The organism is Duganella aquatilis, assembly GCF_009674565.1.
GTDB classification, from domain to species: Bacteria; Pseudomonadota; Gammaproteobacteria; order Burkholderiales; family Burkholderiaceae_D; genus Rugamonas; species Rugamonas aquatilis.
The window spans coordinates 216478-236840 of record NZ_WKJL01000001.1; the positions used below are offsets into that span (position 1 = coordinate 216478).

Annotated in this window: 21 protein-coding genes and 1 riboswitch; of the genes, 13 read left to right on the forward strand and 8 right to left on the reverse strand. The window is 66.0% G+C overall.

Annotated features, from left to right (window positions below):
- Nucleotides 1-139: 139 nt before the first annotated feature.
- From GJ698_RS00970 to GJ698_RS30580, 3 genes are all read left to right on the forward strand, one after another.
- Nucleotides 140-1210: a glycoside hydrolase family 43 protein gene (locus GJ698_RS00970; RefSeq protein WP_229259780.1), complete on the forward strand. Its 1071-nt coding sequence runs from the start codon at nucleotides 140-142 to the stop codon at nucleotides 1208-1210.
- Between the two features lie 39 nt (nucleotides 1211-1249).
- A riboswitch (Fluoride riboswitch) is annotated at nucleotides 1250-1330 on the forward strand.
- 82 nt (nucleotides 1331-1412) lie between these two features.
- Nucleotides 1413-2639 (forward strand): voltage-gated chloride channel family protein, encoded by a 1227-nt coding sequence (locus GJ698_RS00975; RefSeq protein WP_154355719.1) that lies wholly within the window; start codon nucleotides 1413-1415, stop codon nucleotides 2637-2639.
- Nucleotides 2640-2696: 57 nt separating this feature from the next.
- Nucleotides 2697-3530 carry an alkaline phosphatase family protein gene (locus GJ698_RS30580; protein WP_208023745.1) on the forward strand — a complete coding sequence of 278 codons (834 nt, stop codon included), beginning with the start codon at nucleotides 2697-2699 and terminating at the stop codon, nucleotides 3528-3530.
- A gap of 773 nt (nucleotides 3531-4303) precedes the next feature.
- Here GJ698_RS30580 and GJ698_RS00985 read toward each other — a convergent pair.
- Nucleotides 4304-5698 (reverse strand): aminotransferase-like domain-containing protein, encoded by a 1395-nt coding sequence (locus GJ698_RS00985; protein WP_371865093.1) that lies wholly within the window; start codon nucleotides 5696-5698, stop codon nucleotides 4304-4306.
- A gap of 371 nt (nucleotides 5699-6069) precedes the next feature.
- Here GJ698_RS00985 and GJ698_RS00990 point away from each other — a divergent pair, with 371 nt between their 5' ends.
- The 7 genes from GJ698_RS00990 to GJ698_RS01020 are packed head-to-tail and all read left to right on the forward strand — an operon-like array spanning nucleotide 6070 to nucleotide 11738.
- Entirely contained in the window at nucleotides 6070-6552 is a 483-nt protein-coding gene (locus GJ698_RS00990) for an MSMEG_0572/Sll0783 family nitrogen starvation response protein (protein WP_154355721.1), read from the forward strand.
- A 16-nt stretch (nucleotides 6553-6568) separates the two neighbouring features.
- Entirely contained in the window at nucleotides 6569-7501 is a 933-nt protein-coding gene (locus GJ698_RS00995) for a Nit6803 family nitrilase (RefSeq protein WP_154355722.1), read from the forward strand.
- 11 nt (nucleotides 7502-7512) lie between these two features.
- Nucleotides 7513-8631, forward strand: coding sequence for an MSMEG_0568 family radical SAM protein (locus GJ698_RS01000; protein WP_154355723.1), 1119 nt, complete (start codon nucleotides 7513-7515; stop codon nucleotides 8629-8631).
- Nucleotides 8628-9152: an MSMEG_0567/Sll0786 family nitrogen starvation N-acetyltransferase gene (locus GJ698_RS01005; protein ID WP_154355724.1), complete on the forward strand. Its 525-nt coding sequence runs from the start codon at nucleotides 8628-8630 to the stop codon at nucleotides 9150-9152. Before GJ698_RS01000 ends, GJ698_RS01005 begins: the two co-directional genes overlap by 4 nt.
- Entirely contained in the window at nucleotides 9149-10150 is a 1002-nt protein-coding gene (locus GJ698_RS01010) for a sll0787 family AIR synthase-like protein (protein WP_154355725.1), read from the forward strand. Before GJ698_RS01005 ends, GJ698_RS01010 begins: the two co-directional genes overlap by 4 nt.
- Complete coding sequence (locus tag GJ698_RS01015; protein WP_154355726.1) at nucleotides 10143-10430, forward strand: MSMEG_0570 family nitrogen starvation response protein; 288 nt, start codon at nucleotides 10143-10145, stop codon at nucleotides 10428-10430. Before GJ698_RS01010 ends, GJ698_RS01015 begins: the two co-directional genes overlap by 8 nt.
- Nucleotides 10431-10454: 24 nt before the next feature.
- Nucleotides 10455-11738, forward strand: a complete 1284-nt coding sequence (locus GJ698_RS01020; RefSeq protein ID WP_154355727.1) for an MSMEG_0569 family flavin-dependent oxidoreductase — start codon at nucleotides 10455-10457, stop codon at nucleotides 11736-11738.
- Here the strand turns inward: GJ698_RS01020 and GJ698_RS01025 are convergent.
- On the reverse strand, nucleotides 11689-12609 hold the full coding sequence (locus GJ698_RS01025) for a LysR family transcriptional regulator (protein WP_154355728.1): 921 nt from the start codon (nucleotides 12607-12609) through the stop codon (nucleotides 11689-11691). The two genes, GJ698_RS01020 and GJ698_RS01025, sit on opposite strands and share 50 nt — an antisense overlap.
- A 114-nt stretch (nucleotides 12610-12723) precedes the next feature.
- On the opposite strand from GJ698_RS01025, the gene GJ698_RS01030 reads away from it, so the two are divergent.
- From GJ698_RS01030 to GJ698_RS01040, 3 genes are read left to right on the forward strand one after another with little or no spacing between them, the layout of a single operon-like run.
- The gene (locus tag GJ698_RS01030) at nucleotides 12724-13464 is read left to right on the forward strand and encodes a 3-oxoacyl-ACP reductase family protein (RefSeq protein WP_154355729.1); all 741 of its coding nucleotides are present in this window, start codon (nucleotides 12724-12726) and stop codon (nucleotides 13462-13464) included.
- Nucleotides 13465-13471: 7 nt separating this feature from the next.
- Nucleotides 13472-14068 carry an NADPH-dependent F420 reductase gene (locus GJ698_RS01035; RefSeq protein WP_307766641.1) on the forward strand — a complete coding sequence of 199 codons (597 nt, stop codon included), beginning with the start codon at nucleotides 13472-13474 and terminating at the stop codon, nucleotides 14066-14068.
- A gap of 5 nt (nucleotides 14069-14073) precedes the next feature.
- Nucleotides 14074-15270 carry an MFS transporter gene (locus GJ698_RS01040; RefSeq protein ID WP_229259781.1) on the forward strand — a complete coding sequence of 399 codons (1197 nt, stop codon included), beginning with the start codon at nucleotides 14074-14076 and terminating at the stop codon, nucleotides 15268-15270.
- Here the strand turns inward: GJ698_RS01040 and GJ698_RS01045 are convergent.
- From GJ698_RS01045 to GJ698_RS01070, 6 genes are read right to left on the reverse strand one after another with little or no spacing between them, the layout of a single operon-like run.
- A complete protein-coding gene (locus GJ698_RS01045; RefSeq protein WP_154355731.1) occupies nucleotides 15256-15951 on the reverse strand; it encodes a hypothetical protein in 696 nt (231 codons plus the stop codon). The genes GJ698_RS01040 and GJ698_RS01045 overlap by 15 nt on opposite strands.
- A 48-nt stretch (nucleotides 15952-15999) precedes the next feature.
- The gene (locus tag GJ698_RS01050) at nucleotides 16000-17127 is read right to left on the reverse strand and encodes an FAD binding domain-containing protein (protein WP_154355732.1); all 1128 of its coding nucleotides are present in this window, start codon (nucleotides 17125-17127) and stop codon (nucleotides 16000-16002) included.
- Nucleotides 17117-17767: a DsbA family oxidoreductase gene (locus GJ698_RS01055; protein ID WP_154355733.1), complete on the reverse strand. Its 651-nt coding sequence runs from the start codon at nucleotides 17765-17767 to the stop codon at nucleotides 17117-17119. Before GJ698_RS01055 ends, GJ698_RS01050 begins: the two co-directional genes overlap by 11 nt.
- Nucleotides 17768-17785: 18 nt before the next feature.
- Entirely contained in the window at nucleotides 17786-17911 is a 126-nt protein-coding gene (locus GJ698_RS01060; protein WP_154355734.1) for a DUF2474 domain-containing protein, read from the reverse strand.
- Nucleotides 17911-18933, reverse strand: a complete 1023-nt coding sequence (gene cydB, locus GJ698_RS01065) for a cytochrome d ubiquinol oxidase subunit II (RefSeq protein ID WP_154355735.1) — start codon at nucleotides 18931-18933, stop codon at nucleotides 17911-17913. Before cydB ends, GJ698_RS01060 begins: the two co-directional genes overlap by 1 nt.
- Complete coding sequence (locus GJ698_RS01070) at nucleotides 18933-20276, reverse strand: cytochrome ubiquinol oxidase subunit I (protein WP_154355736.1); 1344 nt, start codon at nucleotides 20274-20276, stop codon at nucleotides 18933-18935. Before GJ698_RS01070 ends, cydB begins: the two co-directional genes overlap by 1 nt.
- Nucleotides 20277-20363 lie beyond the last annotated feature (87 nt).

Genomic DNA, 20363 nt, shown 5'->3' on the forward strand with positions numbered 1-20363 from the left:
TGTTAGATTGTGCTTCTTTGCCAACTCATTGCCGGACATGCCACTGGCCTGGACAGCATGCGCGAAAGCGCCGCCGTACTCCGGCACAAGCTGCATGACGACCGCGGGCGTTGCCGACCATCTTCTGGAGACTTGCACGATGATGCAAAAGAAAAAAACAAACCATTTATACCGTTTTCTGGCCGCGTTGAGCCTGGCGGGCGCGGCGGCCGCCTCGCACGCCACCAATCCCATTGTGCCGGGCTGGTATGCCGATCCGGAAATCCGTATCTTCAACGGCCAATACTGGATCTACCCGACGTACTCCGCCGATTACGGCACGCCTGATGTCTCGAAGAATTTCACCCCGGCCCAGCAGCACATGCGCGCGCAATCGGACCTGATCTGGGCGCCGTACCTGAAGATTACCTTCTTCAATGCCTTCTCGTCGCCGGACCTGGTGCACTGGACCAAGCATCCGCACGTGCTCGACGTGGAGAACGTCTCGTGGGCGGCCTATGCCGTGTGGGCGCCGTCGGCGATCGAGCACAAGGGAAAATACTATCTGTTCTTCGGCGCCAATGACATCAAGACCAACGACCAGCTCGGCGGCATCGGCGTGGCTGTCAGTGACAAGCCGGAAGGCCCGTTCAAGGATGCGCTCGGCAAGCCGCTGGTCGGGCAGATCCACAACGGCGCGCAGCCGATCGACCAGATGGTGTTCAAGGACGACGACGGCCAGTTCTATATGTACTACGGCGGCTGGAAGCACGCCAACGTCGTCAAGCTGGCGCCGGACCTGTTGAGCGTGGTGCCTTTCCCGGACGGCACCACCTACAAGGAAATCACGCCGGACCCGGAATACGTCGAAGGCCCGTTCATGGCCAAGCGCAACGGCATGTATTACTTCATGTGGTCGGAGGGCGGCTGGACCGGTCCGGACTACAGCGTGGCCTATGCCATGAGCTCGTCACCGTTCGGCCCGTTCAAGCGCATCGGCAAAATCCTCCAGCAGGACAGCAAGGTCGCCAAAGGCGCCGGCCATCACTCGGTGGTCAACATTCCCGGCACCGACGACTGGTACATCGCCTACCATCGCCGCCCGCTCAATGAAACCGACGGCAATCACCGCGAACTGGCGATCGACCGCATGGTTTTCAACGCGGACGGCACCATCAAGCCGGTGGCCATCACCAATGAGGGCGTGACGGCGCGGCCGCTGGCCCGTTAAGCGCAATCCCGCTGGACGGCAGCCCAGCAATCCGTTACATTAATGGCGGGAGATGACGTTCCTCCCGTTGTTACATTAACCGCCGCGATTTTCTTCGCAGCTGATGACGTCTACAGAACCTGACCACGGTCGGGGCTGTAGGCGTTCGCGTTCACATCCCTTGCCGTTGGTCAGCCCGATTCATTCGAGCAGAGATGACCATATGCGCAATACCAACTTTTCCCAGCAGTTCGCCTTACCGCTGTACATGGCCAGGTGGCTGATCATCGCCGGCATTGTCGCCGTGCTGGCCGGCAGCGCTTCCGCCTTTTTTCTTGTTTCGCTTGATGCGGCGACCGCGTGGCGCGAGTCGCACCGCTGGGTGATCTGGCTGCTGCCGGTCGCCGGCTTTGCCGTGGGACTGATTTACGACCTGCTGGGCAAAACCGTCGATGCCGGCAACAACCTCATCATCGATGAAATCCACGATCCGCAAAAAATCGTGCCGTTGCGCATGGCGCCGCTGGTGCTGGGTGGAACGCTGGTCTCCCACCTGTTCGGCGCCTCGGTGGGACGCGAGGGCACGGCCGTGCAGATGGGCGGCGCACTGGCCGACCAGCTGACCCACGTGTTCCGCCTGGAGCACGCCGACCGGCGCATCCTGCTGATGGCCGGTATCAGCGCCGGCTTTGCGTCGGTGTTCGGTACGCCGCTGGCCGGCGCCGTGTTCGGGCTGGAAGTGCTGCTGATCGGCCGCATGTGCTACGACGCGCTGTTCCCGTGCGTGGTGGCGGCCATCGGCGCGCACCTCGTATGCCTGGCCTGGGGCGTGCAGCATACTCACTACGCGATAGGCGAAATGGTCCCGCTCGGGTTGTGGAGCGCGTTGGCGGTCGCGATCGCCGGCATCGTCTTCGGCCTGGTGGGGAAAATGTTCGCCGCCGCAACCCACAAGCTGAACGCGCTGGTGAAGCGCTTCATCAGCTACCCGCCGCTGCGCCCCGCGGTTGGCGGTATCGCGATTGCCACGGCGGTCTGGGCGTTGGACGCTTACCACTACATCGGCCTGGGTATTCCGGACATCGTGCGGTCCTTCCAGCAGCCGATGCAGCCGTGGGACTTTCTCGGCAAGTTCTGCTTCACGGTGATGTCCCTCGGCACCGGTTTCAAGGGAGGCGAGGTGACGCCGCTGTTCTACATCGGCGCGACGCTGGGCAATGCCCTGGCGCCGCTGCTGCACCTGCCGTTTGCGATGCTGGCGGGAATCGGCTTCGTCGCGGTGTTTGCCGGCGCCGCCAACACGCCCATCGCCACCACGCTGATGGCCATGGAGCTGTTCGGCCCCGAGATTGGTCCGCTTGCCGCCATCGGCTGTATCACCGCCTATTTTTTCTCCGGCCACACCGGCATTTACCGCGCCCAGCGCATCGGCCACAGCAAATTTAATTAACTGTAAACACATCATCCTTCAACATCACCAAGCTCTGCTTTCCTTGAAAGGTCGTACATGAAACTCAAGCTCTCCTTTGCATTAACGCTGATCGCCACCGCGCTGACGCCAGCCATGGCGGCCGATCGTCCGCATAACGTTATTCTGTTCGTGCCGGACGGGATGCGCTCGGAAATGGTGACCGCCGCCAACGCGCCTGCCATGGCGGCGCTGCGTGACGCCGGCGTCGCCTTCAGCAACAGCCATTCCGTCTTCCCGACCTTTACCACCGCCAACGCGTCGGTGTTTGCCACCGGCCACTACCTGGGCGATACGGGCGACTTCAGCAACACCATCCATACGGGATACCAGGTCGGCCCGGCGAATGGCTCGGTTACGCCCTTCCTGGAAAACGATGCGGTGCTGGGCGACGTGGATGAACACTTTTCCGGCGATTTCCTGAATCAGGAGACCGTGATGAAAGCCGCGCGCAAGGCCGGTTTCAACACCGCGGCGGTCGGCAAGCTCGGCCCCACGCTGATCTTCGGCCACACCGACCGCTCCGGCGACAACAGCATCATCGCCGACGACTCCACCGGCAGCCCGGCGGGCATTCCGCTGGCGCAGTGGGTCAAGGACGGACTGGCCAGGGAAGGGCTGGCGCCGGCGGCGCCTTCGCGCGGCGCGAACGGCAGCGTCGGCTCGGCCACCGTGCCGGGCACGGTGACGGCAATTGCGCGCACTGGGACTGGAAGCCACCACCGACATCATCGTATCGGCGGACCATGGCTTCTCGACGGTATCGAAACAGAGCGATACCAGCTATGCGGCGCGCATCGCCTATGCCGACGTGCCGCAAGACTTCCTGCCACCGGGCTTCCTGGCCAAGGACATCGCCCACGCACTGGGTAAAAAGCTCTGGGACCCGGATCAGAAAAACCTGCTGCTCGGCGATGAACAGCACGCCAAATTCTCCAACGGACTCATCGGCGATGATCCCCTCGCGCCGCAGGTCATCGTTGCCGGCAACGGCGGTTCCGACCTGATCTATCTGCCGCAGAAAGCCACCAGGGCCAACTCGCGTGCCCTGGCGCAGAAGATCATCGATTTCCTGCTGTCGCAAGACTACGTCAGCGGCATCTTTGTCGATAGCCGCCTGGGAAAATTCAAAGGCGCCTTGGCGCTGCGCGACATCAACCTGGAGGGCAGCGCCGCGACGCCGCGTCCGGCCATGGTGGTGAACTTCAAGTCCTTCAGTTCCGGCTGCGCCGTGCCGACCGCCTGTTCGGTCGAAGTGGCGGACAGCACGCTGCAACAGGGGCAGGGCATGCACGGCAGTTTCAGCCGGGGCGACACCTTTAACTTCACCGCCGCCAACGGCCCCAGCTTCAAGCAAGGCTTTGTCGATGCCGCTCCTGTCAGCAACGTCGACGTCAGCAGAACGATAGCGGCCCTGTTGGGCGTAAAAATACCCGACACCGGAAAACTCACCGGCCGCGTATTGACCGAAACCATGCCGGGCGGTGCCATGCCCAAGGTTCGGAAAAAGACCATTTCATCGCAGCCCGCCAGCAACGGCTTGAAAACCATCCTGCAGTACCAGCAGGTGGACGGCGCCTGGTATTTCGATGCGGCAGGGTTCCCTGGCCGGACCTTGGGACTGCAGCCTTCGCCTTGACCGCCGGCTAGAGCACGGCCGGCGTTTCCAGCGGCGAGTGCTGCAGCGCTTCGCCTATGCGCTGCAGCGCCTGGCGTATCTCCTCCTGGTCGGCGATGCCGCCGATGCAGACGCGGATGGCCTGCGGCGGCTGGCCGTCGACCGCAAACGCATCGCTCGGCACCACGCCGATGCCGGTCGCGCGCAGATGGGCGGTGAGCGCCAGGCGGTCCCATTGCTCGGGCAACCGTATCCACAAATGGAACGCTTCCGGCTGCGACGCATAGCTGTGCGGCGGCAGGATGCGCGCCGCCAGCCGCTGACGCGCCATCGATTCCTTGCGGATTGCGTTCAACGCCAGGTCGGCCGTGCCCTCCCGTATCCAGCGGCTGGCCAGCGCCGCCGTGAACGGCGCCGCCATCACGGTGGTGGCGCGCACCGCCGCTGCCAGGCGGGCGGTGGACACCGCATCCGGCGCGGCGATGTAGGCCAGCCGCAGGCCGGCGCCGACGCACTTCGCCATGCCCGCCACATAATAGGTCACATCGGCGCCGATGGCGGCGATCGGCGGCGGGCTGCTGCGCGGCAGAAAACCGTAGGCATCGTCCTCGATGATCGGTACGCCGTAGTTGCGCGCCACCTGCACCAGCGCCTGCCGGCGCTGGGCCGACATCGTCAGCGTGGTTGGATTGAGCAGCGTCGGGTTGCAGTACAGGGCCTGCGGCGCATATTGGGCGCAGGCGGCGGCGAAGGCCAGCGCGTCGATGCCTTCGCCATCCATCGGCAGGCCCACCAGCCGCAGGTTCAGCAGGCTGGCCAGCGCGCGCAGGCCAGGATAGGTCAGCGATTCGCAGCACACCACCGAGCCGGGCGGGGCGATGGTGCTGAGGATCGCCATCAACGCCGCCTGCGCGCCGGGCACCACCAGCAGCCGTTCCGGTTCGATGGCCAGGCCGCGCCGCCGCAGCCACAGTGCGCCGGCTTCGCGGTCCAGCGTGGAACCGCCGAAGTCCTGATAGCGCAGCAGGGCGCACATATCGCCGCCGATGGAGGACAGGCCGGAACGCATCAGCTCCATTAACTCGGGCGTCAACGCCTCGGGCGGCATGTTCATCGACAGATCGACATTCGGCCGCGCCGCCACGGCGCGCGGAATCGCCAGCGCGCGCTTGCCGCAGACAAAGGTGCCGCGGCCCACAGTGGAATCCACCAGGCCGCGTTTCTGCGCCTCGGTATAGGCCCGCGCCACCGTGGTGAAGTCGATCCCCAGCGCATCGGCCAGGCTGCGCTGGGCCGGCAGCCGCTGCTCCGCCACCAGGCGGCCGGTGGCGATGTCGGCGCCGATGGCGTCGGCGATCAGCTTGTAGACAGGGCCATGTCCCTTCTTCAGTTTCGGTATCCATCCGTTGGCGTTCTTCGGCACAGTCGATCCAGTCAATGTTGGTGGGCGATGAAAAATTGTATGCATATTTCGTGCCGGAAAAATCCCGCCAGATTGCACCGAAACGCGGCAAGCGGCGGCGCAGGCGCACGCTTTTGATGCACCCTGATTCCATAAGGAAAAACTCCCAATGCGGGATTGACTGCACGACTTGAATGGAGTGCTGTTTTTAGCGCAAAAGTACGTCGGAAAAATGCGCTGGGAAGCAGCCGGAAAATCGCCGTATTGTATGGATTTTGATCCAGTCACAGGAGGCCGAAAACCACATTGCATGGCATGGCGCATGCATTCAATCCGGGTGTCGCGACGCTGTTGTGCGATACCCACCTCAACCTACTTTTAAGAGACACGCCATGCCTGCCATCGACCACAAGCCACACGCCAAAGGCGATTATTTTGTTGATTACGAAGAGAAGGTCTTCGAGGACGTCAAAGCCCTGCCGGGCGAAAAAGCGCTGGTCACTTTCCACACCGTGGCCTTCGAAGGTTCGATCGGTTTCGTCAACCTGCTGCAAGCCACGCGTTTGCAGCGCAAGGGCTACGAGACCACGGTGCTGCTGTATGGTCCGGGCGTCACGCTGGGCCTGCAGCGCGGCTTCCCGACCCTGGGCGACGAAGCCTTCCCGGGCCACCTGAACCAGAACAACCAGCTGGTCAAGTTCATGGCCGAAGGCGGCAAGGTGTATGCCTGCCGCTTCGCGCTGCAGGCGCTGTACGGCCACGGCGAGCCGTCGCTGATCGAAGGCATCCGCGCCATCGCGCCGCAGGACGTGCTGGACCTGAAGCTGCTGCACCTGCGCGCCAACGCGGTGATCATCGACACCTGGACGCTGTAAGCGCAGCGGGGCGGACATGACAACGACCAAAAAGACGGTAAGGGCGGCGGCGGTGCAGATCGCGCCGGATTTCGACAGCGCCGACGGCACGCTGGCCAAGGTGCTGCAAGCGATTGCGGACGCCGCCGCGCAAGGGGCGGAACTGGTGGTGTTTCCCGAAACCTTTGTGCCGTACTACCCGTACTTTTCGTTCGTGCATCCGCCTTTCCAAGCTGGCGCCGAACACTTGCTGCTGTACGAGCGGGCGCCCACGGTGCCGGGGCCGGTCACCGACGCCGTCGCCTCCGCCGCGCGTGAGCATGGCGTGGTGGTGGTGCTGGGCGTGAACGAACGCGATCACGGCAGCCTGTACAACACCCAGATCGTGTTCGACGCCAACGGCGAGCTGCTGCTCAAGCGGCGCAAGATCACGCCCACCTATCACGAACGCATGATCTGGGGGCAGGGCGACGCCAGCGGCCTGAAAGTGGTGGACACGGCCGTCGGCCGCGTCGGCGCGCTGGCCTGCTGGGAACATTACAACCCGCTGGCGCGCTACGCGCTGATGGCGCAGCACGAGCAGATCCACTGCGCCCAGTTCCCCGGCTCGATGGTCGGCCAGATCTTCGCCGACCAGATGGAGGTGACGATACGCCACCACGCGCTGGAATCGGCCTGCTTCGTGGTCAACGCCACCGGCTGGCTGACCGACAGCCAGATCGCCGCCATCACGCCCGATCCGGCGGTGCAGAAGGCGCTGCGCGGCGGCTGCTGCACCACCATCGTCTCGCCGGAAGGCGTGCTGCTGGCGGAACCGCTGCGTTCCGGCGAAGGCATCGTCATCGCCGACCTGGACATGGCGCTGATCACCAAGCGCAAACGCATGATGGATTCGGTCGGCCATTATGCGCGCCCTGAGCTGCTCAGTCTCAGGATCGACGACCGCGCCGTCTCGCCCACCAATCTGTAAGGAGCAGCCGCATGAACATCCTCACTTCCGAAATTCCTGCGCAACAGCTGATCACCGAGCTGCAGTCGCTCGGCATGCGGCTGGCCGATCCAAGCGCCGGCGCCCCCAGCCGGCGCGGCGGCGCCGGGCCGTCCGACCACAAGGCCGTCACCGTCGACGGCACCACCGTCATGATTCCGGTGCACACCGGCAGCGCCTTCAACTCGCCCTACCTGGCCGCGCCGGCCGGCGCCGACGGCCGCAGCGCCATCATGCGCGACGGCCGCACCATCGGCATGATTTCCTTCCCGCGCCAGCCGCGCTTCTACAAGATGCAGACGCTGGACGGCGTGCCGTACTCGCACATCGCCACGCTGCACGGCAGGGACGTGCTGGCCACCACGGTGCTGCAAAGCTGCATCCGCTACGAGAGCCGGCGCAAGTCGTGCCAGTTCTGCTCCATCGGCCAGTCGCTGGCGGCCGGCCGCACCATCCTGCGCAAGACGCCGGAACAGCTGGCCGAGGTGGCGCGCGCCGCCGTGCTGCTGGACGGCGTCAAGCACATGGTCATGACCACCGGCACGCCGAACGCCACCGACCGCGGCGCCGCCATCCTGTGCGACAGCGCGTTCGCCGTGAAATCGGCCGTCAACCTGCCGATCCAGGGCCAGTGCGAGCCGCCCGATGACGACGCGTGGTTCACGCGCATGCGCGACGCCGGCATCGACGCGCTGGGCATGCACCTGGAGGCGGTGACGCCGGAAGTGCGGGCGCGCATCATGCCGGGCAAGGCCAGCGTGCCACTGAGCCGCTATTTCGACGCCTTCGAGCGCGCCGTCGCCGTGTTCGGGCACGGCCAGGTCAGCACCTACATTCTGGCCGGCCTGGGCGACACGCCGGAAGCCATCCTGCGCTGCTGCGAACAGCTGATCGCCATCGGCGTCTATCCCTTCGTGGTGCCGTTCGTGCCGATCGCCGGCACGCCGCTGGAAGACCATCCGGCGCCGTCGGCGCAGATGATGCGCGAGCTGCTGGCGCCGCTAGGTGAAATGCTCGGCGCCGGCGGCCTGCATTCGGGCGAGATCAAGGCCGGTTGCGGCCGCTGCGGCGCGTGCTCGTCGCTGTCCACGTTTGAAAGGAAGCCATCATGAGTCTCGCGACATCCACCGCGCAGCTGACGGCGCGCATCAAACTGGCCACCACCATCGCCCAGCGCGACGGCGCGCGCCAGCTGCGGAATCAGGTGTTCTGCGGCGAGCAGGGCCTGTTCGACGGCGACGACCGCGACCACATCGACACCACCGCGCTGACGCTGGTGGCGATTGCCGGCAGCGCTGGAGAGGTGATCGGCACCGTGCGCATCCACCATGCTGGCGACGATATCTGGTGGGGATCGCGGCTGGCGGTGGCGCGCAGCGCGCGGCGCCAGGCGGCGGTCGGCAGCGGCCTGATCAAGCTGGCGGTCGGCGCCGCGCAGGCGCTGGGCTGCCGCACCTTCCTGGCCCACGTGCAGCAGCAGAATGTGCCGATGTTCGAGCAGCTGCACTGGGACCCGTTGCACGAAGTCCTCATGCACGGCCGGCCGCATAGCCTGATGCGCGCCGACCTGTCGTTCTACCCGCCGATCCATGACGCCGACATCGGCTTCACCTGCTCGCGGGACAGCGCATGAGCGCGGAACTGGAACGCCTGACCGCGCTGCTGCGCGACTCGGCAGGCATCGCCCACAAGCGCGATATCGACCAGGTGGTGCGCACGCTGTCCAGAGGCGGCACGGTGCGCAATGGCGACGACTGCGCCGCCATTCCCGACGGCGACCGCTACCTGCTGCTGGCCATCGAAGGCTTCGTCAACGAGTTCGTCGCCAGGGAGCCCTGGTTTGCCGGCTATTGCGGCGTGATGGTCAACGTCAGCGACATCTACGCCATGGGCGGCCGGCCGCTGGCGATTGTCGACGCGTTGTGGAGCCGCGGCGGCGATGCGGCGCAGCCGCTGCTCGACGGCCTGGCGGCGGCATCGGCCGTGTACCAGGTGCCGATCGTCGGCGGCCACAGCAACCGGCGTAGCGACCGCGAACAGCTGTCGGTGGCGATTACCGGCCGCGCAACCAGGCTGCTGACCAGCTTTGACGCCCAGCCCGGCGAAAACCTGGTGGTGGTCTGCGACCCGCGCGGCCGCTATCACGAACCTTACGATTACTGGAACGCCAGCCTTGGCGCGCCGCCCGAACGCCTGCGCGCCGACCTCGAACTGCTGCCCGCCATCGCGGAAGACGGCTTGTGCCGCGCCGCCAAGGACATCAGCATGGCCGGCGTGGTCGGCACGGCGCTGATGCTGCTGGAATGTTCCGGCATCGGCGCCGAGATCGACCTGGCCGCGATCCCACGTCCCGCCGGCGTGGCACTGGAGCGCTGGCTGACCACCTTCCCCAGCTACGGCTTCATCCTCAGCGTGGCGGATGCCGACCTGGCCGCCGTCATGGCGCGCTTCAGCGCGCGCGAACTGGCGTGCGGCGTCATCGGCCGCACCAACGCCAGCCACCGCGTACACCTGCGCCATGGCGATGGCGAAGCGCGCACGCTGCTGTGGGATTTTGCCGACGAAGCGCTGATCGGCTGCGCGCCGTCCCGATTGCCTCACGTTCCATCGAAGGAGACCAGCGATGCCTGAAGTCCGTTTTACCGTGCGCTGGCCGGACGATAGCGTCACCGACTGCTATTCGCCGTCCACCGTCATCCACGACTACCTGCAGGCCGGCGAACGCTATCCGCTGGACGACTTCATGCAACGCAGCCGCACCGCGCTGAACCTCGCCAGCGAGCGCGTGCGCCTCAAGTACGGCTACGCCTGCTCGTCGGCGATGGACCAGCTGGAGCGGCTGGAAGCACGCGCCTTGACCTATCAATCCGATCCCGCCGCTGCCGTGACGCTGGTCGCGCTGCGTTCCTGACCCATATTTCAACGGAGTTCCACCATGCCACGCGAACCAAACAATAAGCACTACCAGGTCTTGATCATCGGCGGCGGCCAGGCCGGCCTGTCGCTCAGCTACCTGCTCAAGCAACAGGGCGTGTCGCACCTGATCCTGGAAAAGAACCGGCTCGGCCACGCCTGGCGCAGCGAGCGCTGGGACAGTTTTTGCCTGGTCACGCCGAACTGGCAATGCACCTTGCCCGGCTTTGCCTACCAGGGCGACGATCCGGACGGCTTCATGGTCAAGCAGCAGATCGTCGACTACATCGATGGGTATATCGCCTCGTTTGGCCCGCCGGTGCTGGAAGGCGTCAGCGTCACCGGCGTCAGCCGCGATGCGGACGGCACCTATCTGGTCGACACCAGCGCCGGCGCCTACCACGCGGAGCAGGTGGTGATCGCGGTCGGTGGCTACCACACGCCCATCCTGCCGGCGGACGCCGCGCAGTTGCCGGCCGGCGTGGCGCAACTGCATTCGTCGGACTACCTGAACCCGGCGCAACTGCCGGCCGGCGAGGTACTGGTGGTGGGCACCGGGCAGTCCGGCTGCCAGATCGCCGAAGACCTGCATCTGGCCGGCCGCCGCGTGCACCTGTGCGTCGGCGATGCGCCGCGCGTGGCGCGCCGGTATCGCGGCAAAGACGTGGTCAAGTGGCTGGATGACATGGCGTACTATGATCTGCCGGTGGACAAGCACCCGCTGGGCGTCGGCGTGCGCGAGAAGACCAACCACTACGTCACCGGCCGCGATGGCGGCCGCGACATAGACCTGCGCAAGTTCGCGCTGGAAGGCATGCAGCTATACGGCCGTTACGAAGGGCTGAAGGACGGCGTGGCGCATTTCGGCGATGACCTGCAACGCAACCTCGACGGCGCCGACGCGGTCTACCTCAAGATCAACGCCAGCATCGACCAGCACATCGCCAGACACGGACTGGATGCGCCGCCGGAAGCGCCATATGCGCCGCTGTGGCAGCCGCCGGCCGATGCGCCAACCACGCTCGACATGGGCCGCATCAGCGCGGTGGTCTGGTGCATCGGCTTCCGCACCGATTTCAGCTGGGTGGATGCGCCGATCTTCGACCAGCGCGGCTATCCGCAGCACGAGCGCGGCGTCACCGCGCAGCAGGGCTTGTATTTCCTCGGCCTGCCGTGGCAATACACCTGGGGATCCGGCCGGTTTTCGGGCATTGCCCGTGACGCGGCCTACCTGGTCGAACACATCACTGCGGCCGCTACGCCTGGAAGCGCTGCGCCAGCGCCTGCTCACGAAACGCCTGCGTAACGAAATCGACGAAGGCGCGCGTCTTCGCCGGCAGCAGCTGCTGGCTGGTGAAGTACAGCGAGATGGGGCCGGCGTCGTCGGCCCAGTCGGGCAGGACGCGCACCAGCTGGCCGTTTTCCAGGTATTGCAGCACATTGGGCACGGCCAGCATGGCCACGCCCATGCCCATCAACACCATTTGCAGCACGCCGTCCGGCTCGGTCATGGTCATGCGCGGCGTCATTTCCGCGATCTGCTCCTGGCCTTGGCGGTTGCGCAAGCCCGCATGGCGCAGGCGGCCGGTGATCGCCGAGCGCATCATGATGCCGTCGAAATCCTTCAGATCGGCCGGCGTGGCAGGCGCGCGGCGCCCCTTCAGATACTGCGGCGAGGCGACCGCGACGATCTTGATCCGCGCCAGTTCCCGCGCCACCACGCCGGGCGTCAGCTCGAAGCCGCCGCCGATGGCCGCATCGTAGCCGCCGGCGATCAGGTCGACCTGGCGGTTGTCCAGGTGCCAGTCCGGCCGCACGGCCGGGTAGCGTTCCAGGAAGGCCGGCATCAGCGGCAGCAGGAAATCGCGTGCAAAGCCCGGGGCGGCGCTCAATTTCAGCGTGCCGGCCGGCTGGCCGGCGTGGGTGCTGACGTCCGCAATCGCCGCCTGGATGCTGTCCAATCCGGTTGAAACCGCCTGGAGAAACCGTTCGCCCGACTCGGTCAGCGTCAGCCCGCGCGTGCTGCGCTGGAACAGGCGCACGCCCAGGTTGCGTTCCAGCTGGGCGACGTTGCGGCTGACGGCGGCGGGTGTCAGCGCCAGGCGGCGCGCGGCCTCCGAAAAGCTCGCCAGTTCGGCGCTGCGGACAAAGGATTCAAGGTTGGAGAGGGTTTCCATCGCCTTTGCTTTCAATGTTTGCTTGAAAGTGATTATAGCCAGTCCTGACTACCGCTGGGGGATCGACACAACCATACTGGTTCCATCGTCATCAACCACTGAAGGGAAATCATCATGAGCAAACTGACCAACAAAATCGCTATCGTCACCGGCGGCAGCCGCTCCATCGGCGCGGCCATCGCCAAGCGCCTGGCTGCCGACGGCGCCACCGTCGCCATCACCTACAACGCGTCGCCGGAGAAGGCGCAGCAGGTCGTGGCCGACATTGAAGCCGCCGGCGGCCGCGCGATCGCCATCCAGGCCGACGCCGGCAATCCGGACGCGGTGCGCCAGGGCGTGGCTGCCGTTGCGGCGCAGTTCGGCAAGGTGGACATCCTGGTCAACAACGCCGGCATCAGCGTGCTGGGCAATCCACAGGAAATCCCGTTCGAAGACTTCCAGCGCATCCTGGCCGTGAATGTCACCGGCGTCTTCGTCGCCACCCAGGAAGCGCTGAAGCACATGGGCCAGGGCGGCCGCATCATCCACATCGGCAGCTCGATGGTGCAGTACGCGGCATTCGGCACCGCCTCGGCCTACACGCTGACCAAGGGCGCGGTGACCGGCTTCACGCGCGGCCTGGTGCGCGACCTCGGCCCGCGCGGCATCACGGTCAACACCGTCCATCCCGGCCCGACCGATTCGGACATGAATCCGGCCGACGGCCCGATCGCCGATTTCATCAAGCCCAACATCGCCGTGGGCCGCTATGGCCAGGGCGAGGACGTTGCCGCTGCCGTCTCGTATCTGGCTGGCGAGGAAGCATCGTTTGTGTCGGGCGCCGAGCTGATGGTTGACGGCGGCTTTACCGCTTGAGGAGAATATGATGAACATCGCAATCATCGGTGCAGGCGCCATCGGCGCGGCCATCGCCCGCACGTTGTCGGCGCGCGGCATCCCGGCCTTGATCGCCAACAGCCGTGGCCCGGAATCGCTGTCGCAGCTGACAGCCGGCCTGCCAGGCATCACGCCTGCCAGCGTGCGCGACGCGGCGCAGGCGGACCTGGTGTTCCTCGCCGTGCCGTGGTCGAAGATCCCGGCGGCGGTGCAGGGACTGGATAACTGGAACGGCCGCATCGTGGTCGATACCAACAATCCGATCGAGGCGCCGGCCTTCCGTCCGGTCGACCTGGGCGGCCGGGCTTCCAGCGCGGTGATCGCCGACCTGCTGCCTGGCGCGCGGCTGGTGAAGGCGTTCAACCACCTGCAACCGGCGCTGCTGGCCGCCGATCCGCGCTCGGAAGGCGGACGGCGCGTGCTGTTCCTGTCCGGCGACGAGCGCGCGGCCAAGGCCGACGTGGCGGCGCTGATCGAGCGGCTGGGTTTCTTCGCGCTGGATCTGGGCGGCGTCGAGCAAGGGCGCTTGCAGCAGTTCCCCGGCGGCCAGCTGCCGTCGCTCAACCTGGTGAAATTCGGATGAGCGCCATGGGACCAGCTTCGACCAGCGGCGCGCAGCCGCATGTTCCTGCCGCGGCCGCGCCATGGACCGCGGTCGCCTCGGTAGGCATCGGCGCCTTTGCACTGGTGACTTCCGAGTTCCTGCCGGTCGGCCTGCTGCCGCAGATCGCCCAGGACCTGGGCATTACGCCGGGACAGGCCGGCCTGATGGTCACGCTGCCGGGCGTGATCGCCGCCGTGATGGCGCCGTTCACCCTGGCGTTCGCGGGCAACCTCGACCGCCGCCACTTGTTGTGCGTGCTGCTGGCGATGCTGGCGGCGGCCAACCTGGCGGTATCGCTGGCCACCAGTCTGCCGGTGGTGCTGGCGGGCCGCATCCTGCTGGGCATCGCCATCGGCGGCTTCTGGACCATCGGCGGCTCGCTGGGACCGCGCCTGCGGCCGGGCGCGGAAGGCGCCAGGGCGACCTCGCTGATTTTCTCCGGCGTGTCGGTCGGCACCGTGGCTGGCGTTCCGGTCGGCACCCTGCTTGGCAATGCGCTGGGCTGGCGCATGGCCTTCGGCGCGGCGACCGCAGTGGCGCTGGTGGTGGTCATGGTGCTGATGGCCGTGCTGCCGTCGCTGAAACCGACGCAAGGGCAGGGCTTCGGCGATGTCGGCAGCGTGCTGAAAGTGCCCAAGGTGCAGGTGGGCCTGCTGGCGATCCTGCTGATCTTCGTCGGCCAGTTCGGTTCTTATACCTACATCACGCCGTACTTGCTGCAACATGCGGGCATCGGCGCGGGAGCGATCAGCGCCATTCTGTTCGGTTACGGCGCGGCTGGCTTTGCCGGCAATCTGGTGGCGGGTTGGGCGGCCTCACGCAGCGTCAAGGGAACCCTGGTGGCCACAGCGGCGATGATGGGCGGCTCGATTGCCCTGATGGTGATGGCTGCCGACCACGCGCTGCTGGTGGTGCCGTTGCTGATGGTGTGGGGACTGGGCTTTGGCATGCTGCCGATTGCCGTGCAGAGCTGGCTGTTCAGCGCGGCGCCAAGCAAGCTGGAAGCCGTGTCCGCGGTATTCGTATCCAGCGCACAGGCATCGATAGGCGCCGGCGCCTTGCTGGGCGGGCTGCTGCTCGACCGCTTCGGCCTGCCCAGCGCGATGTGGCTGGGCGCCCTGGCAACGCTGGCGGCGGCGGTAGCGGTAGCGCTGGTGAAGCAGCGCTCACTTGCCCAGTAAGCGCAGCGATTCTTCCCAGTTGCCGGCCCAGGCGTGCAGGAAATCGTGGGTCTTGAAGGCGCGTTTCAAGGGGCCGAGCGGCGCGCGGTAGACGTCGTGCAGCCCCAGCGCCAGCGTGACGGGATTCCACACGGCGTTGCGCCTGGATTTGCGCGCGCTGGCCTTGACGCGGGCGCCGTCGTCGCCAAAGATGCCGGTGGCCTCGTCGAGCGCGCGCGCCAGATCCAGCTTGACGATGGCGGCGAACGCCAGCAGCACATCGTCCTTGCCGATGCCCGCCTGCGTTTCGCTGGCCTTTTCGACGGGTGCAGGTTGGTTCAGTTTTGCCAGCAGGCGCTCCAGGTCTTTCCGCTGGAAGCGCAACTGGTCGAGCGGACGGACGAAGCCGGGCGTCGGCAGCCGTACGGGCAGCTTGTAGGCGTCCTTGGTGAAGGTGATCAGCACGTCTTTGCTGCCGGCCGCCAGGCGGGCCACGTCTTCCTCGAAGAAGATCGGCGCCGGGTAGCCGCCGTTGGCGTCGCCGAACAGCTCGGGATAGGCGGCGTCGTAGTCCAGCCACACCACCGGCGTCAGCGCGTGTTCCAGCAGGCGTGCCAGGGTCCAGGCGGAGCCGGTCTGTTGCGCCAGCCAGGCGCAGGCTTCGGCGGTGGTGGCCCGGAAGGGCAGGTCGGTATTGCTCATTGCTTGTATGGAGACGGATGTACAGGCGCGCAGGATAGCACGCCGCCGTCACATGCCCATGATCTGCCGTCCCATGGCGATGCCCGAGTTGGTCATCACCAAGCCGGCCTGCAACTGCTGCTGTTCCCACTCCCGCAGATTGGCATCGATGTCGAGGCGTTCGTTGCGCAAGGCCAGGGCCAGCGCCAGCGCGTTGGCGGCCGCCTTGGCGCTGCCGCCGGCGGTATGCGGCCGGGGAATGAAGGCGGCGTCACCCAACAGAATCACGCGGCCGAACACCATCTGCTTGACTTGCAGGTCCTGTATGGTTTGCAGAAAAATGTCGCCGGTCGCCGCCATCAGGTCCTGGAACGCCGGCGCCAGCATGGCGCGGCCCTGGCTGCGCAGGGCGTCCATGTCGGCCTGCTTGGCCGTCTCCGGCGGCAGCGAGAATGCGTGGCGCCGGCCGTTGCGGTCGACCAGGATATCGGCCAGCGCCTCGCGCGCCGCTTTGCGATACCACACCCAGTTCCAGCGCCGCTCTCCTTGTTTGACGGAGCCGTCTTCGCCGGGCACCATATATTCAAGCAGCATGTGGCCCGGACCTTGTTGAAAGGCGAACACGCCATCCAGCAGCCTGCGCGCCCGTGCGGGCAAGGCCAGTTCCGGCGCCAGACCGCGCCAGGCGACGTAGCCGGCATAGTGCGGCGCACTGCCGGGCAACACGAGGTTCCGCATCGTCGAGTGCGGCCCGTCGGCGCCGATCAGCAGGTCGCCGGTGGCGCTCCGTCCGCTGGCAAAAACCGCGTGGACCTTGCCACGCTCCTGCTCGAAGCGCACGAACTCCTCGCCGCGCTGTATCAGTTCATCGGCCACGGTGTCCTTCATCATGCCGTACAGCGTGCCCCACGAGGTTTGCGTCTGCGGCATGAAGCTGCGATGCACCACCTGGTTGGCGCCCTCCAGGTAGATGCGGTCGCTGGACGGCACGCCGATCGCGTCGGTGTACTTGACGCCGGCGAAACGAAACGCCGCCAGCACGTCGGGCTGCAGCACCAGGCCGCCGCCGCGCGTATCGAGCTCGTGCGGCGAGCGTTCGAAGATTTCAAAGGTCCAGCCGATCGCCCGCAGCGTCACGGCGGCAAACAGGCCGGCCAGCGAGCCGCCGATGATGATGGCGTGCGGCTTAGTGCTCATGATGTACTTGCAGCTGGCGCAGAATGCCCGCCAGCGATTCGGCCGACTGGGCGCCTTCGACGCGCAGGCCGTCGATCAGCAGGTTGGGTACGCTGTGGATGCCGGCGTTGCGGGCCCTGGCCAGCGCGGCATCGACCGATTTTTCGCCCGCCGTGCCGGCGAGGAAGTCGCGCGCCGCGACAGTATCCAGGCCGACGCGCGCGGCGATCGCCAGCAACACATTGCGGTTGCCGATATCCAGGCCTTCGGCAAAGTAGCCGGAGAAAATGGCCCCGAACAGCGCGCTGGCGTTGTCGCTGTCGCCCGACGATTGCGCGTACGCCATCAGCCGGTGGGCGAGCCGCGTGTTCGGCGTGACCGCGATGCGCTCGTAGTGAAAATCCAGGCCGACCAGCTTGCCGGCCTGCGTGACATCCTCGTCCATGCTCTGCGAGCGTGCCCAGTTGCCGAACTTGGCGCTGCGGTAGGCCTGACGGTTCATGCCTTGCACCGGCATGTCGGCGTTGAGTTCAAACGGCAGGTAGCGGATCCGCAGCGCGTCCTGGACGCCGGCCAGGGCCAGCGCCGATTTCAGGTTCTGATGGCCGATCCAGCACCAGGGGCAGATGAAGTCCGAGGTAATATCGATGGTCGTTGTCATGTTGGTCCCATGGTGATTTCAGTGCATGCCGGCGGCGCGCATCAGGTAGTGCAGCAGCGTGGCGACGATGCCGAGCGCCGCCACGCTGAGTGTCCAGATGAGCGCCATCCAGCCGATACGGCCCAGCCACAGTCGCGCTTTCATCAGTGATATCCCTCGCCCAGTTTCACTTTGCCCCGGAAGACGTAGTACGAAAACGCCGAATACATGAGCGTGAAGGGAAGAATGAACAGCGTACCCACCAGTGTGAAACCCTGGCTGCTCTCCGACGATGCGGCGGCCCAGATGGACAGCGTGGGCGGCACGATATTCGGCCAGATGCTGATCGCCAGCCCGGTATAGCCCAGGAAGATCAAGCCCAGCGACGCCAGGAACGGCCCGTGATGCGGCGTCTTGCCCGCCAATGAGCGCAGCAGCAGCGCCACGCCGGCCAGCACCAGGATCGGCACCGGCGCGAACCACAGCATGCCGGGCCAGGTGAACCAGCGCGCCGCGACGTCGGCGTCGGCCAGCGGCGTCCAGATGCTGACCGCGACGATGGCCAGCACCAGCAGCAGGGCCAGCGGACGCGCCGTCTTCAGCATGCGCTGCTGCAGCGCGCCTTCGGTGCGGTAGATCAGCCAGGTGCAGCCCAGCAGCGTATAGGCCGCCATTACGCCCACGCCGCACATCAGCGGGAACGGCGCCAGCCACTCGAACGCGCCGCCGGAAAACTGCGGCCCGGACGGCGTGGACACCAGCGGAATGCCGTGCACATAGGCGCCCAGCGCCACGCCCTGGAAGAACGCCGCCGTCAGCGAGCCGCCGATGAAGGCCTTGTCCCACACGTGCCGCTCGTGGTCCAGCGCCTTGAAGCGGAATTCGAACGCGATGCCGCGAAAAATCAGCCCCAGCAGCATGAAGATCAGCGGCAGGTACAGCGCGCTCAGCACGATGGCGTAGGCGCGCGGGAAGGCGGCAAACAGCGCCGCGCCGCCCAGCACCAGCCAGGTTTCGTTGCCGTCCCAGACCGGCGCCACCGTATTCATCATGACGTCGCGCTCGTGGCGGTCCGGCACGAAGGGATACAGCATGCCGATGCCCAGGTCAAAGCCATCCATCACCACGTACATGAACACGCCGAAAAAGATGATGACGGCCCAGATGCTGCTCAGATCGATACCCATTAATGTGCACTCCCTTCAGTGACGAAGCGTGCCGGCCCGCCGCGCATCAGCCGGAAAATATAGGTGATCGCCACGCCGAACACAAAGGCGTACACCGCAACGAACAGCACCAGCGACAGGGCCAGCGTGCCGGCGGCGTGCGTGGAGACGGCGTCCCGGGTCCGCAGCAGCCCATACACCACCCACGGCTGGCGGCCGATCTCGGTGGTATACCAGCCGGCCAGGATGGCCACCAGCCCGGCCGGTCCCAGCAGCGTGGTGAGGCGCAGGAACCAGCGCGACGAATACATGGCATGGCGCTTGCGCAGCCACAGGCCGCACAGGCCCAGCGCGATCATCGCCAGCCCCAGGCCCACCATCACGCGGAAGGTGAAGAAGATGATGGCGGCATTCGGCCTGTCTTCTTTCGGGAACTCCTTCAGCCCCTTGATCTGGCCGCCCCAGGTATGGGTCAGAATCCAGCTGCCCACGCGCGGAATCTCGATCTGGAAGTGGTTGCTTTCGCTGTCCATGTCGGGCAGGGCAAACACCACCAGCGGCAGCGGCTCGTCGCCCTGGTTTTCCCAGTGGCCCTCCAGGGCGGCGATCTTGGCCGGCTGGTGTTCCAGCGTATTGATGCCGTGGGCGTCGCCGATCGCGGCCTGGATCGGCGCGGTCACCAGCAGCATCCACATCGCCATCGAGAACATGGTGCGCACGGCGGGCGTGTCGTTCTTGCGCAGCAGGTGCCAGGCGGCGCAGGCGGCGACCACCATCGCGGTGGCGAGGAAGGCGCCGACGCTCATGTGCAGCAGCCGGTACGGGAACGAGGGATTGAAAATAATCGCCAGCCAGCTGTCCGGCGCCAGCACGCCGTGCTCGATGCGGTAACCCTGCGGCGTTTGCATGAAGCTGTTGGAGGCCAGTATCCAGGTGGTGGAAATCAGCGTGCCGATGGCGACCATGGCGCTGGCGAAGCAGTGCAGGCCGGGGCCGACGCGGTTCCAGCCGAACAGCATCACGCCGAGGAATCCGGCTTCGAGGAAGAACGCAGTCAGCACCTCATAGGTCAGCAGCGGCCCGGTGATGCCGCCGGCGAACTGCGAGAAGAAGCCCCAGTTGGTGCCGAACTGATAAGCCAGCACGATGCCCGAGACCACGCCAATGCCGAAATTGACGGCAAAGATCTTCAGCCAAAAGTGATAGAGGTCGCGATATACCTCGCGCCGGGTGCGCAGCCAGCACAGCTCCAGCACCGTCAGGTAGCTGGCCAGCCCGATCGACAGCGCCGGGAAGATGATGTGAAAGGAGACGGTGAAACCGAACTGAATGCGGGCCAACTCCAAGGCGGTGAAACCTGGCATGTGTATTCTCCCAATGCGCCGTGCCGGCGGTGATGGACGGCGGGCGGCGGACGTTCTGGACGTCCTGCCACACGATCAGCTTCCATC